Genomic DNA, 13600 nt, shown 5'->3' on the forward strand with positions numbered 1-13600 from the left:
TTGATTGTAACTGTTGTAGCGTTGGTAGAATGGCTTCTTTGGGGGAGTCCTTCTTAGGTGGAAAGACTTCCAGTGAAAAGACGGTTTTGTCGTTAAATAACGCTGTTAGGCTCATTAATCTCACTTCTTACTTTCTTCGTTGCGTCAACAATGTTCTGCAAGCTCTTGAAGGATTCTTCCTCAGTTCGGGTCTTCAAACCACAGTCGGGATTGATCCAAATCTTATCAATTGGCAATTTGTGGACTAATTGTTTGATCAAGTCTTCAACTTCTTGTTCTGAAGGGATTCGTGGTGAATGAATATCATAAACACCAGGACCGACTTCGGTCTGGAAGTTGGCAGCAACCAATTGATCAATTAAGGTGAAATCGGCACGGGATGCTTCAAAGGAAATAACGTCGGCATCCAAGTCATCAATAGCTTTGATAATGTCGCCAAATTCACTGTAGCACATATGGGTATGGATCTGGGTAGAAGCTTGAACCTTACTGTGAACCAGACGGAATGCCGGAACAGCCCAGTCAAGGTATTCAGAGTACCAATTGGATTTACGCAAAGGAAGGTTTTCACGTAAAGCCGGTTCGTCAATCTGAATGATCTTAATATCATGTTTTTCAAGATCCAAAACTTCATCTTGAAGTGCAAGCGCAATTTGGGTGACGGATTCTTTAGCGGTGACGTCTTCACGTGGGAATGACCAGTTAAAGATTGTAACAGGGCCTGTCAGCATACCTTTAATTAATTTGTCGGTATGATTTTTGGCAAAGACAGAAGCTTTAACGGTGATTGGAGCAGTTCTTGAAATATCACCCCAGATGATTGGCGGCTTAACGCCACGGGTACCGTAAGATTGAACCCAGCCATTCTGAGTAAAGACGAAGCCGTCGAGCTTTTCGCCGAAGTATTCAACCATGTCGTTACGTTCGTATTCGCCGTGGACAAGAACATCAAGGCCGATCTCTTCTTGCTTTTTGAGGATTCGAACAATCTTGTCTTCGTTGAATTTATCGTATTGTTCGCGGGTAATTTCTCCCTTGCGCAACTTGGAACGGTTTTGGCGAACGTCCTTAGTTTGTGGGAAGGAACCAATGGTTGTTGTTGGTAAGACAGGTAAGTTAAACTCTTTCTTTTGGACCTTCTCACGATCAGCCCGAGATGGTAAGCGGGTATAGTCGGCATCGGTTAGGCTGGCGATTCGATCATGGACAGCTGAGTTGACAGGGTGTTTAACACTGCGGAACAACTCATCGTTCTTTTCCAAGGCAGCCTTACCATCTGCTTCATCATGATAAATATTGTCGAGTTCTTTAATTTCATCCAGTTTTTGAAGGGCGAATGCCAAATGTTGTTTGACATCTGAAGGTAATTTGGTTTCATCTTCTGCTGTATATGGTACATGAAGAAGGGATGTTGAACTGCTGAGGACAACATCAGCTTTAGTATTAAGCTGATTTAAGAACTTAATGGTATTTTCGTAATGGTTTCGCCAGATATTTTTACCATTAACAACACCTGCAAATAATACTTTATCAGCGGGGAAACCGTTTTGTTGAAGTAACTTGTTATTGTATTTACCTTCAACAAAATCCAAACCGATACCGTCAAAATCTTTTGAAACTACATCATTGTAAATGTCGCGAATATCGCCAAAGTAATTTTGAAGGAGAATTTTAGTTGATCGTTTATCAGCTAAGATGCCGTCATATAAGTCGTCAAAGAGACTCTTTTCAGCGGTATTAACGTCAAAACTTAAAGCTGGTTCGTCAATTTGAACCCACTTAACGCCTTTTTCTCCTAAACGGGCGATAACCTGTTTGTAAGCAGTGATCAAGCTATCAACGTAATCGCGCGGTTTAGTGCCATCAAGGAAACAACTTAATTTGAGAAGCGTATAAGGTCCAGTGATAACGGCTTTGGCGGTGACACCCAATTCAAGCGCCTCGTTAACTTCGTTGAAAAGCTTATTGCCAACTAATTTAATATCAGTGTCCTTTGTAAATTCTGGGACAATGTAGTGGTAATTGGTATTGAACCATTTTTTCATTGGTAAAGCTTTGACTGTCTCGCTGCCTTTCTGATAGCCGCGAGCTTGAGCAAAGTATTCATCCAATTCTGATAAGTTAAGTTCTTTGTATCGGGAAGGGACGATGTTCAGCAGGTTCGCCGTATCTAAAACACCATCAAAAAACGAAAAGTCGCCTACGGGGATTAAGTCAATACCGGCATTTTGTTGTGCCTGCCAGTGATTTTTTCTGATTTCATAAGCAGTTTGTTGCAATTCTTCTTGGTTAATCTTGTTTTTCCAATAATGTTCAGTTGCAAATTTTAATTCCCGGTGATGGCCGATTCTTGGAAATCCAATAATTGTTGTTGTCATAAATAAAATCCTCCTCAAATAATAAAATCAGTACTTCCCAACTAGATTTTGAAGTCGGGGCGATTGCCAATCCAACAGGAGCCCTGAAAAAGAAAAAACCACAATAATCTATTTGTCAGATTATTGCGGTTATTAAAAATATCGTTAGTGTGTGCTTCAGAAACTAGATAACATGACGTTCAAAAGGCTTGTCTGAGATACCCTGTGACAAGATTTCCTTGCTCCATTCCTTAGCGGAGAACAAAGAGTGGTCGCGGTAATTTCCGCAACTATACTTGTCAGTACCCTGAACGTCCTTCCATTCGATGTCGTTGGCGATAGCTTCTAATGAGCCTTTTAAGGCCTTAGCAACTTCAGTTGTGCTGTGTTCGCCCCAAGTAATCAAATGGAATCCGGTACGGCATCCGAATGGTGAACAATCAATGACACCGTCAAGACGATCTCTAAGTAAACCAGCCAAGAGATGTTCAATCGTATGCAAACCTGCAGTAGGAATGGCGTTGGTGTTAGGTTGAACAAGTCGCAAGTCATAATTAGAAATGACGTCGCCCTTTTTTCCAGTTTCTTCAGTGATGAGACGAACGTAAGGTGCCTTAACCTTTGTGTGATCTAATGTAAAACTTTCAACTTTTGCCATAAAATATCAAATCTCCTTAAAAATTATTTTATACAGTTACTATCTTAACAGTCACTGACAAATAATAAAATCCCTTCGGAGGTACGGCAAACAAAAAGGCATTCGTCCCACACATCAGAATAATCTGACGGAGGGGCGAATGTCTCGCTGTACCACCCTGAATTCGTATTACTTTCGCAAGCAATACCTCTGAAAGTGCCAAAAATTAAGATACTTAATTTCTGATACCTTGCAATGTAACGGTTGCAACCGACAATCGAGCGTTAACTTGATTGCGCTATTCAGAGTTCATATTCGCTGACTGTTCAGGTATCCTTTTTCACCAACCGGATTCTCTTTGAACCTTATCAAAATCAGTTACTCTTCTCTTCAGAGCTTTTTCCTTTTGGATTAGCATTAAAATTTAATGATAATAATAGACGTGCTTTTAATGTTTGTCAATGGTTTAGAATCAATTTATAAATCTGTCTTTTAGAAAAGCTAGTCAGACCAGACTTCCTTAGCAGTATCAATGACTAATTTTAATTTATTCCATTGGTCATTTTCAGTAAGATGATTACCCTCTTCGGTTGAAGCAAATCCACATTGAGGTGACAGACAAAGATTTTCCAGCGGCACATATTGACTCGCTAACCTGATTCGTTTGATCAATAATGATTGATCTTCCAATTCGGGTTTCTTAGTTGTGACCAACCCTAAAACGATTCGTTGATTTCGGCCGTTGGCTGCAATCTTTTTCAGCGGCTCAAATCCACCGGAACGTTCGTCGTCATATTCAAGAAAATAACCGTCAATGTGCAATTGTGCCAGATAATCGGCTACCGGATCGTACGCGCCGGCACCGGCCCAGTTGGAATCGTAGTTTCCACGACAGACGTGCATAGTTAATGTTAAATCATCTGGTTTATTATCGGCAATGGCGTTAATTGCCTTAACGGCGGCTTCACAAAGTGGCTTTAAATCTGGATCAATGGTGTCTTTTGAGAATGATGCCCACATGCCCCACGAGGTATCATCGATTTGTAAATAGCGACAGCCAAGATCATAAAAATGTTGAATTGTTTCTTGATATGCTTTGATTTCGTCATTTAAAAAGGCATCAAAGTTATGATCGTAGAAATTGTCATAAATCTCAGCATCTTTATTTGGAAAAAGTACGGATGGGCTGGGGATTGTTTGTTTTGGTGTAATGCCGTCGGGAACGATTTCTTTAAGATAATTGAAATCCTTAAAGAAGGGGTGGTCAGGATTATACGAAATTTTATCGGTAATCTTAATGCCGCCCTTGCGTGTTTCCTGACCATTAAAGATAAAGCCGTGGTCCGGTGTAAAGAAATGCGCGCCGTTCAGGCCGTCAAGAAAATCTAAGTGCCACCAACTACGGCGAAATTCACCGGAAGTAACGTCTGTTAGACCCAGTTCAACTTCTTTTTTGGCAAGTCGATCGATTTCCCGGTTTTCAACTTCTGTCAGCGCATGACGACTGATCTTTTTATCTTGGAAATCGGCTCTGGCCTGTTTTAATTGTTGAGGTCTTAGAAAACTGCCAACAATGTCAAATCTATTCGGATACTTAATTTTTGATGCAACTGTCATGATAAAACACTCCTTGTTATTAAGATAATTAAAAAAGCCCTTGGAAAATAATTCCAAGGACGATTAATCGCGGTGCCACCTTAATTTTTGACTGATTCACACCAGCCAACTCTGAGAGTCTTTATTTAAAGAGAAACGGTGTTGCTTTAAATAAAAATTCCGGTGCGTTAATGGACACCTTCCAATATAACTTTACATTTGCTCAGCTATATGTTGCTCAAAGACCATTTTTGTGATGGATCGACGTTTGTTTTCAGCCATGCAAACTTTCTGTGGACGATCGGGATCAGTACTTATCTTCTCATTGCTTTTTCATTTATAGGTTCAATAGTAGGGAGTTTAGACGGAAGAAATTAATTTGTCAAGAAAAAATATCGTAAATTATTTTCATGGATTTTAATACACTGCTTAATATGTGAAATACTTCCTGATGCTTAATATAACTGCAATGATGAAGTGAATATCATAAAAAAGTGTGTTGATGTTGAAGAGAAGCTTGTTATTCTTAATCAATTATTATAGAAGAACGCTTTCAAACGCATCCTAAAAGTGATATGATTCACATGGAAATAATTTTAAAATGAAAGTAGGCTATCATTATGAGTAATCGTCTTGAAGGAAAAGTTGCAATCGTCACTGGGGGCACACTTGGAATCGGGTTAGCTATCGCTCATCGTTTTGTAGACGAGGGTGCTAAAGTTGTAATTACCGGTCGTCATGCAGATGTTGGCGAAAAAGCTGCAAAGTCAATTGGTGGTCCAGATGTTATTCGTTTTATTAAACAGGATGCATCTGACGAAGATGGCTGGGTTGAAACTTGGGATCAAACCGAGCAGGCGTTTGGCCCTGTCACTACCGTTGTGAATAATGCTGGTATTGCCGTTAATAAGAGTGTTGAGAATACAACCACAGAGGAATGGCGTAAGCTGCTTTCAGTTAATTTGGATGGTGTGTTCTTCGGTACCCGTTTGGGAATTCAACGCATGAAGAATAAAAACCTTGGTGCTTCTATTATTAATATGTCATCGATCGAGGGCTTTGTTGGCGATCCTAATTTAGGTGCTTACAATGCTTCAAAAGGTGCTGTTCGAATTATGTCCAAGTCAGCAGCTGTCGATTGTGCTTTAAAGGATTATGGTGTTCGTGTCAATACCGTTCACCCCGGCTATATTAAGACACCGCTTGTTGATGATCTGCCAGGAGCAGAAGCAGCAATGTCGGCACGAACAAAAACACCAATGGGTCACATTGGTGAGCCTGACGATATTGCGTGGATTTGTGTTTATCTGGCATCTGATGAATCTAAGTTTGCAACAGGAGCAGAATTTACAGTTGATGGTGGGTATACCGCACAATAATGGTTTGTTTTCACTTTGTTCCACGCACTGATTAGAATCGTTTTATAAAGTCGTATCACTGTATATGAGGGATTGAATTCAAAAGCCTGAACGCAAAACTGCGGGGCTTTCCAATTCAATCCCTTTTTTCAGGTACTAACAGTTTTGTTCCACGCAGTTTCTAATCAAATTGCATTTTGATACAAGCTCCCGTATAATTAAGGACAGTAAAATACTACTCCTTTAAATACAGCCCAGCGAGTCTGTTAAGGAATGCCATTAATGAACATTGTTCTTCCAGAATACATCTGGTAAGGAATGCCTTGACTCGTTGTGAGTTGGGGCGTTCTTTTTTTGGAGATAATAGTCGGAGGAATTAATAATGGAAAATAAAACTTTTGGTCGAGTCGTGGCGATCCCAAAGGAGCATCGACACCAATCATATTGGGATATGTTTGCGACTTGGGTAGGAGCTAATGCCAATAATGGGACATGGTATGTCGGTGGCGTTATTGCAGCATGCGGTTTTGCAACTGCTTCGACGTCTTTAATTATTGTTGGTGTGATTACATACTTACTGTTAGCGTTGTCAGGCTATATGGGATATCAAACAGGATTACCTGCTATGGCCTTAACCCGAGCATCTTTTGGATTGAAAGGCAGTTTTTTACCATCAGTTATTAATGTGGTTCAATTTATTGGCTGGGCAGCGGTTAACACATTTATTGCCGCAACTTCGATTAGCTACATTCTTCATGATATTTTGGGGTGGCCGGTATATGGTAAGCCAGGCGGTTTAAAAGGTCTGATTACCGGTATTGTTGTAATGAGCATTCTTCACCTACTAAGCATTTCAATGGGGGAACGCTCTGTTCGGATCATCGAGCGGGTCGGCATCATTTTAGTCTTTATTTTGGTTATTTGGGAATGTATTGTGGTTTTCCAACACGTTTCTTTTTCCGAAATTATTTCTTGGCGGCCACCTCATGATTTACAGATGACTTCTGGTCAAGCTGTTGATGTGCTGGCTGCCTTTAACCTGGCTTGGGTCACCGCGGCTAGTGATTTTACCCGATTTGCAAAAAAGAAACGCAGTTCAACTCATGCACCATTTTGGGGTGCCAACCTTGGTTTGATCTGGTTTGCAATGATTGGTTTGATTTCAACAATTGCAACGGCGATTACACTTAATCACTTTGATGCAAATAATTCGGATCCTTCCACAATTGCCAGTAAATTGGGGCTGGGAGTGTTGGCGATGCTGGTCATTATTATTACCAGCACAACAGCCAATGCTGTCAATTTGATGTCTGCCGGTTCGGCTTTAACCAATATGACAAAACGACTTTCTTTAACGATTAGTATTGTGTTAGTGACACTTGTTGCAGTTGTCGTCACGTTCATCCCGATTTTTTATTCGACGTTTTTGGATGTCTTCACTGCCTTTTTAGATGGTATCGGGATGTTTTTGGGACCTGAAATTGCAATCTTTCTTGCTGATTATTATATTGTGACAAAGCAGGATTATGATATTGAACATTTTGCTGCGCGTAATGGAAAATACTGGTACACTGGCGGTATTAACTGGATTGCGATTGGATCATGGGCTGTTGCAGTAGCAGCATATGCTTATATTAAAACCATTCCGGTGCTGGCAGACAGTGTCGGTTCAACTTTTATTTCAATGATCATTGCTGCTGCCATCTACACCGTTTTAAGCAAAATGACCCATCGAAATCATTCGGAGGCTTAGTATGGCAACAATTCAAAAGCAGACGTTGGGATTAGATGATATTGAACCCGACAACGAATATATTGATTGTACGTTCAGCGTTTCCCATCAGTCTATCCAAATCAGTGATGTGGTATTTGACCATTGCAACTTTGAACAGTCTAACTTTGATCAAAGTGATTGGAATGATGTAGTTTTTAAGGGATGCAACTTTCTTAATGCCAGTTTCCATCAAAGCTATCTTTCAAATAGTCAATTTATCGGCGGCCAGTTAATGGGTGCCGATTTTTCTCTTGGGACAAGACTGATCAATAGCCGATTTACGGATTCAAATCTGAGATACGCTAACTTTAGTGAAACTAAAATGGAAAATGTGCAGTTTAATAGTTCAAATTTGGTAGAAACGAGCTTTCAGGCAGTTACCTTCAAGAAAAAAATGATTTTTGATCAAAGTGACATTGATCAGATTGATTTTCTTGATACAAAATTAAAGGGGGTTGACTTGTCTCAAGCGAAGTTCGAAACACTTGTGGTGAACCCGGAATTAATTAAAGGAATGATTATTAACCCGTGGCAGGCCAGCTTACTTATTGGACTATTGGGGGTAGTCATTAAGGATTAACGGCTGAATTTGCAAATTATATAAAAATAAATGCCATTTTTATATAGGAAACGATTCCTTTAAATTCATCTTTTTTGATAGAAAGCGATGATATACTAAAGTGTGTTAGGTTATTATCGTGAAATTTGAAAATGTTGATCTGTTAAAAACGGTATTATAGCAGGAAAGGGGAAAAGCTGTGAGTCGGATATCGATCCAAAAACGTTTCTTTTTTCATATTCATCCACTTGCGGCGACCGGATATTTTGCGGGACTGATTACATTATTACTGTTATTCAATCATGTTAGTATCGTATTGACCGCTTTTCTCCTAATTATATTTTTGAATTGGTTTTATCTTGGCATCGGGAAGGTGGAGCGTCAACTTAAGTTTAGCTTTTTAATGTTTTTAACAATCGTTGTATTCAATGTTTTCTTGAACCAGGGTACTGGTCCGTATTTGTGGCAGACATCGATTTTAGGATTATCATTTAAGCTTTCTTATCCTGCTTTGCTCTATGGGAGTGTGATGGGATTGATGCTTGTTGAAATGTTAATGGCTTTTGTATTGTTTAATTCGATTTTAACAACTAATAAATTGTTGGCTGTCTTTTCACCGGTAAGCCCCAGATTGGCACTATTGGTTGTTCTTTCAATTAACTTGGTTAATACCTTTAATTTGCAGTTTAAACGACTGGTCCTCTATCAAAAGACCAGAAACGTGGATCCTTTTAATGGGTCAATCAGAAAGCGGCTGAGTGTTGGGATGCATTTTTTGGGTATCTTACTTGAGGGTGCACTTGTTTCGGGAATGGAGAGAGCTCGAAGCATGGATGCGAGGGGATTTGGCGCAACAAAGCGAAGTCATTACAGAATCTTTAAATGGCAGTTTTCCGATAGCTTTTTCATGACAAGTTCGTTGATTATTTTTTTGGCCCTGATCGGTTTTAAGGTTGGGTCATTTGGTTGGACAAATTCAGCTCTAAAGTTTAATGGCTCGTTTTCTGTAGCAGATGGTTGGATCCTTTGCTTGCTGGGCCTTTTTCTATTAATTCCGGTAATTTCAGAAAAGGTGGCTGATTTATGGACGAACTAATCGGCATTGATCATTTAACATTTACATATCCACATACAAATGAATCAACGTTGGAAAATATTAATTTAAAAATTTTTGCGGATGATTTTCTGCTGATTGCCGGAGATACCGGTAGTGGCAAAACGACTTTATTAAGTCATCTAAAAAAAGAGCTGATGCCAAATGGTCATCGGAGTGGGTATATCACGTTTCAGCATCAGGATATCTCGAAATTCACTCAACTTAAAAGTGCCCAAATGGTTGGTTTTGTCAGTCAGAATCCAAGAAATCAGCCGGTAATGGCAACGGTCATAGAGGAATTAGCTTTTTCATTGGAGAATATCGGGTGTCCCAGCCAAGAAATTGGCAGACGTGTAGCTGAACTCTCCAATTATCTTGGGTTGGATCAGTGGCTGCATAAACGAGTCGATGACTTATCAGGTGGTCAACTTCAAATTGTTAATCTGGCATCGGTATTGATTCTGCGTCCCAAAGTCATTCTTCTGGATGAGCCGACTGCTCAGTTAGATCCATTAATGACACAAAATTTTATGACAATTTTGTCTAGAATTCATCAGGAATTAGGAATGACAATTGTGATGACTGAGCATAATTTAGCGGTTCCCATTACGATGGCCAATAGAATGGTACTGATTTCAAATCGTCAAATAGCAGTCAATGATACGCCGGCTGTTGTTATATCACAGATGTTTCAGAAAGCTCAATTAAAGCGGTTCGTTCCTGAAATACCGGCTTTGTTTTTACGCAACTATCCACAAGCTGGTCAATTACCTCTTTCGGTTAGTTCCGGTCAGCGGTTGATTCATGCTAAAAATCTTCAATTTGAATCAGTAAATTCTGATTTAAAAACAGCTGAGAGACCAAAAGAGGCGTCAACCATTGTGTCATTGAAAAATGTGTCGTTTACGTTTGATGAACGTCAAAGCATTGTGGATCACTTGAGCTTAGACATTCACCAAGGGGATTGGCTGACAATCGTTGGTAAGAATGGTTCGGGAAAATCAACGCTACTGAGCTTAATTGGCGGGTTACGAAAACCCCAGCATGGTAGAATCAACTTAGCTGGGAAAACCGTTTGGAAGATGCAGACGACTGAACGGATAAAGCGACTGTCGTTTTTATCTCAGGAACCCAGCCTTCAGTTTGGAAATGAGACTGTCTTCAAAGAACTGATGGTGCAGGCAAAACAGCTGGGGATCACCAACGCTGAAAGCAGAGCTCAAAAAGCGTTGGAAAATTTACGATTAACGGACCTTGAAAACAAAAATCCGTTTGACTTGAGTGGCGGCCAACAACAGTTGTTGGGGTTGGCAATTGCAATGATTGCCAACCCACAGCTATTGGTTTTGGATGAACCGACCAATGGTCTTGATCCAAATACCAAGCACTTAATTGGTGAACAGTTGCTGAATTATCAACATAGGGGTGGGACAATTATTATGGCGACTCATGATATGGCCTTTGCTGCAGCTTTTTCCGGAAACTGTGGATTTATGTTTGATGGCCGTCTTGAATCAATTCTGCCCCGCCGACGTTTTTTCTCGGGAAACTTTTTCTTTACGACGGCCCTTAACCGACTGTTAAGGGATCAGGTGCCGGATGCAATTCTGGTGTCCGATGTAAGAGCCGGAAAGGGTGGTGCCAAGTGAACCGACATATTTCCAAGCTCACCATTTTTCGGATGACGCTAGTATTTATAGTCATGGGTATTTTTCTAACGCTGTTCCAGTTGCTACGTGGCGGACATTATTTGATGTTTAGTTTCATGATTTTACTATGCAGTATGTTGATGGTGTACTGGCGCTTTGAACATGAAAAGCTCAAGACGACGACATTGATGTTTATGGCCATCCTAATTGCTTTGGCAGTTGTGGGCAGATTGGCGTTTGCATGGATCCCCAGTGCTCAGGCAGCCAGTTTTGTGATTATTATGGGTGCAATGTCTCTTGGACCGGAACTGGGATTTGTTATTGGTGCAACTACCGCACTTGTTTCGAATCTTTTCTTTGGTCAAGGGCCATGGACGCCCTGGCAGATGTTTGCTTGGGGATTGATGGGATTCACAGCAGGATTAATTGCACATACGGTTATTGGTAAGAAAGTAGTGCCACTGGTCATTTTCGGTGCTGTTTGGGGATTCATATTTGGCTGGATAATGGACGCCTGGTCAGCAATGATGTATGTTCATCCATTAACCCTTAAAACGGTGCTGGCTTATTTTCTTTTGAGCGTAAAGTTTGATTTTTATCATAGTGCTTCAAATGCAGTGTTGCTTGCACTGTTTTCAAAACCATGGCAGAGATTGTTTAGCCGTCTTGATGACAAATATAATTTTCTGCCTACTATAAATAATGAAGGGAAGTAATGGATTTATGAAGAATTTTAAGAAGGTATTAATGCTTTCGGCAGTCAGCCTGCTGACTTTTGGAGCTGTGGCACCAGTTGCAACGGTCAATGCGGCTAGTGTTAAAACGGCAACAACCGGCTATCAGAGCACCAAAGTAAAGGCGAGTTACAGTTATGCTAAGAAAATGCTTGTGAAGAATAAATCCGGTTTATCGGGAAAAGCAACAGCATTGTTTAGTCGAAAGGCCTACCCCGCAACCGGTGCGACTGCCGGATATTCGGACTTCTTGTTGGGTCTTAAAGGACTGGGGTATCACTTTACGAAGACGCAACGACAACGAGTTGCCAAGAATTTAGTTTTAAATAAAAAGAGCACACCTGCTGATTTGGCAAATGCCATTATGGGACTCAAAGCAATTGGCTATAATCCACAAAGTTTCAGACTTGCAGGGACTAAGAAAAAGGTTAACTTAGTTAGTGCACTTTACAAAAAGTCGATGACTAAACAAACAGTTAACGTTCAAAGTCAAGCACTGATTGCTGTATCAATGAGTTCTAAATTCAAACGGCCATCAACTGCTAAATTTTCCAAGACCAGCTTGAGTAGCCTGATCGTGAAGAATCAACAAAGTAATAATGGTTGGGCTTATAATAATACGGCATCAGCCGTTGACAGCGACACGACAGCAATGGCGGTTGTGAGCTTAGCTCGTGGCAAGGCCGGTCCATCAACTGTTCAATCCGCTCTTCAAAAGGGTCAAAGCTACTTAAAGGGTGCGGTTTACGATAACGGGGCTTATGGATACACTTATAATGGCAAGAATATGCCCAATGCCAATTCAACCGCAGAAGCAATTATTGCATTTTCAACGAAACAGAATACTTTGAAATATGCTAATAGTGCTTTTAAGGATGGTCAAACTGCCTCTCCATTACGTGCAATGTTGGGTTATGTTAATAAGACCGGTTCAATTAAGGGCGCTGCAAGTCAAACGTTGGGTGTCGGTCAGGTGAACTTGGCTAACGCGGCTTACCGCCAAGCACAAAAGAAGCACTCGGTTTACTCACTTAATTAAGGTATAAGGGCTGTTTTTAATCAATGAAAAAGATAATTGGTATTTTAATTGCAGTTGCTTTAGTGTTCGGACTGGCATTTGGTATTCGTGAAGTTGTCGCACAGCGTGCACAGAATCAGTCTAGAACAGCACAGCTTAACCGTTCTTCAATTCAGCCAAAGCGTCAGTCGGGTTCGACTAAGGCACAGAGCTCAAGTACTAAGGCTAAGACGAAAACAGATAAGAAAAAGAAGCAAGCTAAAGGAAAATCATCTTCAGCCAAGGAGACGGCAGGTAACAAGGTCAGTGGAACAAGGACGGCTTCTTCAAATAGGCATCATGTTGATAAAAATCGGGTTGCGGTTAAAACAACTCGTCCTTCATCTGCAAAACCACCAGTAGCCAAGCGTCCCACTTCAAAGCAAAAGCAGGCAAAAGCGTCGACTGGTGGTCATCACAAAACTGCTAAGGTGACTCAGGCGGCGACGGTCGGTAAAGCATATATCAAAGTTTCGGGTTATAAGAAACAATTGTATGCCGGAGTTCAAAAAATCGCCGGTAAATCAACGGCTTTTTCGTTGCTAATGAAAACCCGCTTGAAGGTCACTTATACCAGCAACCCGGCCATTTATGTCAGTGCTATTAATGGCTTGAAAGAAAATGATGTCAAGGTTGGCAGTGGTTGGATGTACTCGGTTAACGGCAAATACGTTGATAAATCTGCTGGTGACAAAAAAATTAAAGCCGGTGATAAAGTTCATTGGTATTTTTCAGTTGATGGATATCATCCGTAATTTCAGAATGGTAGGAACTTAGAAATAG

Annotated in this window: 11 protein-coding genes and 1 pseudogene; 8 read left to right on the plus strand and 4 right to left on the minus strand. The window is 40.6% G+C overall.

Annotated elements, in window-relative coordinates:
• From HMPREF0519_RS14250 to HMPREF0519_RS02525, 4 genes and pseudogenes are all read right to left on the minus strand, one after another.
• Window positions 1-115 (minus strand): annotated as a pseudogene (locus HMPREF0519_RS14250) (5,10-methylenetetrahydrofolate reductase); the annotation flags it as partial.
• Complete coding sequence (metE, locus tag HMPREF0519_RS02515) at window positions 93-2378, minus strand: 5-methyltetrahydropteroyltriglutamate--homocysteine S-methyltransferase (protein WP_003634364.1); 2286 nt, start codon at window positions 2376-2378, stop codon at window positions 93-95. The gene metE and the pseudogene HMPREF0519_RS14250, both read right to left, overlap by 23 nt.
• Before the next feature lie 163 nt (window positions 2379-2541).
• Complete coding sequence (locus HMPREF0519_RS02520; protein WP_003551649.1) at window positions 2542-3015, minus strand: S-ribosylhomocysteine lyase; 474 nt, start codon at window positions 3013-3015, stop codon at window positions 2542-2544.
• A gap of 480 nt (window positions 3016-3495) precedes the next feature.
• Window positions 3496-4611 carry a 5-methyltetrahydropteroyltriglutamate--homocysteine S-methyltransferase gene (locus tag HMPREF0519_RS02525; RefSeq protein ID WP_003634367.1) on the minus strand — a complete coding sequence of 372 codons (1116 nt, stop codon included), beginning with the start codon at window positions 4609-4611 and terminating at the stop codon, window positions 3496-3498.
• A 599-nt stretch (window positions 4612-5210) separates the two neighbouring features.
• Here HMPREF0519_RS02525 and HMPREF0519_RS02530 point away from each other — a divergent pair.
• From HMPREF0519_RS02530 to HMPREF0519_RS02565, 8 genes are all read left to right on the plus strand, one after another.
• Window positions 5211-5969, plus strand: coding sequence for an NADP-dependent (R)-specific alcohol dehydrogenase (locus HMPREF0519_RS02530; protein WP_003557189.1), 759 nt, complete (start codon window positions 5211-5213; stop codon window positions 5967-5969).
• A 361-nt stretch (window positions 5970-6330) separates the two neighbouring features.
• A complete protein-coding gene (locus tag HMPREF0519_RS02535; protein WP_003634370.1) occupies window positions 6331-7701 on the plus strand; it encodes a cytosine permease in 1371 nt (456 codons plus the stop codon).
• Window position 7702: 1 nt separating this feature from the next.
• Window positions 7703-8302 (plus strand): pentapeptide repeat-containing protein, encoded by a 600-nt coding sequence (locus HMPREF0519_RS02540; RefSeq protein WP_003634371.1) that lies wholly within the window; start codon window positions 7703-7705, stop codon window positions 8300-8302.
• Window positions 8303-8480: 178 nt separating this feature from the next.
• Window positions 8481-9377, plus strand: a complete 897-nt coding sequence (locus tag HMPREF0519_RS02545) for an energy-coupling factor transporter transmembrane component T (RefSeq protein ID WP_003634374.1) — start codon at window positions 8481-8483, stop codon at window positions 9375-9377.
• Window positions 9365-11026 carry an ABC transporter ATP-binding protein gene (locus tag HMPREF0519_RS02550; RefSeq protein WP_003634376.1) on the plus strand — a complete coding sequence of 554 codons (1662 nt, stop codon included), beginning with the start codon at window positions 9365-9367 and terminating at the stop codon, window positions 11024-11026. Before HMPREF0519_RS02545 ends, HMPREF0519_RS02550 begins: the two co-directional genes overlap by 13 nt.
• Window positions 11027-11058: 32 nt before the next feature.
• A complete protein-coding gene (locus tag HMPREF0519_RS02555; protein ID WP_003557200.1) occupies window positions 11059-11742 on the plus strand; it encodes an ECF transporter S component in 684 nt (227 codons plus the stop codon).
• 7 nt (window positions 11743-11749) lie between these two features.
• Entirely contained in the window at window positions 11750-12799 is a 1050-nt protein-coding gene (locus HMPREF0519_RS02560) for a prenyltransferase/squalene oxidase repeat-containing protein (RefSeq protein WP_225429109.1), read from the plus strand.
• A 23-nt stretch (window positions 12800-12822) separates the two neighbouring features.
• Window positions 12823-13572 (plus strand): DUF4430 domain-containing protein, encoded by a 750-nt coding sequence (locus HMPREF0519_RS02565; RefSeq protein WP_003634381.1) that lies wholly within the window; start codon window positions 12823-12825, stop codon window positions 13570-13572.
• The last annotated feature ends 28 nt before the right edge of the window (window positions 13573-13600 follow it).

Origin of the sequence: Lentilactobacillus hilgardii DSM 20176 = ATCC 8290, from assembly GCF_000159315.1 — a bacterium.
Classification (GTDB): Bacteria; Bacillota; Bacilli; order Lactobacillales; family Lactobacillaceae; genus Lentilactobacillus; species Lentilactobacillus hilgardii.

Bases quoted from the DNA above. Each gene is read 5' to 3' on its own strand.
- metE (WP_003634364.1), bottom strand. From the start codon at position 2,378: ATGACAACAACAATTATTGGATTTCCAAGAATCGGCCATCACCGGGAA.
- HMPREF0519_RS02520 (WP_003551649.1), bottom strand. From the start codon at position 3,015: ATGGCAAAAGTTGAAAGTTTTACATTAGATCACACAAAGGTTAAGGCA.
- HMPREF0519_RS02525 (WP_003634367.1), bottom strand. From the start codon at position 4,611: ATGACAGTTGCATCAAAAATTAAGTATCCGAATAGATTTGACATTGTT.
- HMPREF0519_RS02530 (WP_003557189.1), top strand. From the start codon at position 5,211: ATGAGTAATCGTCTTGAAGGAAAAGTTGCAATCGTCACTGGGGGCACA.
- HMPREF0519_RS02535 (WP_003634370.1), top strand. From the start codon at position 6,331: ATGGAAAATAAAACTTTTGGTCGAGTCGTGGCGATCCCAAAGGAGCAT.
- HMPREF0519_RS02540 (WP_003634371.1), top strand. From the start codon at position 7,703: ATGGCAACAATTCAAAAGCAGACGTTGGGATTAGATGATATTGAACCC.
- HMPREF0519_RS02550 (WP_003634376.1), top strand. From the start codon at position 9,365: ATGGACGAACTAATCGGCATTGATCATTTAACATTTACATATCCACAT.
- HMPREF0519_RS02555 (WP_003557200.1), top strand. From the start codon at position 11,059: ATGACGCTAGTATTTATAGTCATGGGTATTTTTCTAACGCTGTTCCAG.
- HMPREF0519_RS02560 (WP_225429109.1), top strand. From the start codon at position 11,750: ATGAAGAATTTTAAGAAGGTATTAATGCTTTCGGCAGTCAGCCTGCTG.
- HMPREF0519_RS02565 (WP_003634381.1), top strand. From the start codon at position 12,823: ATGAAAAAGATAATTGGTATTTTAATTGCAGTTGCTTTAGTGTTCGGA.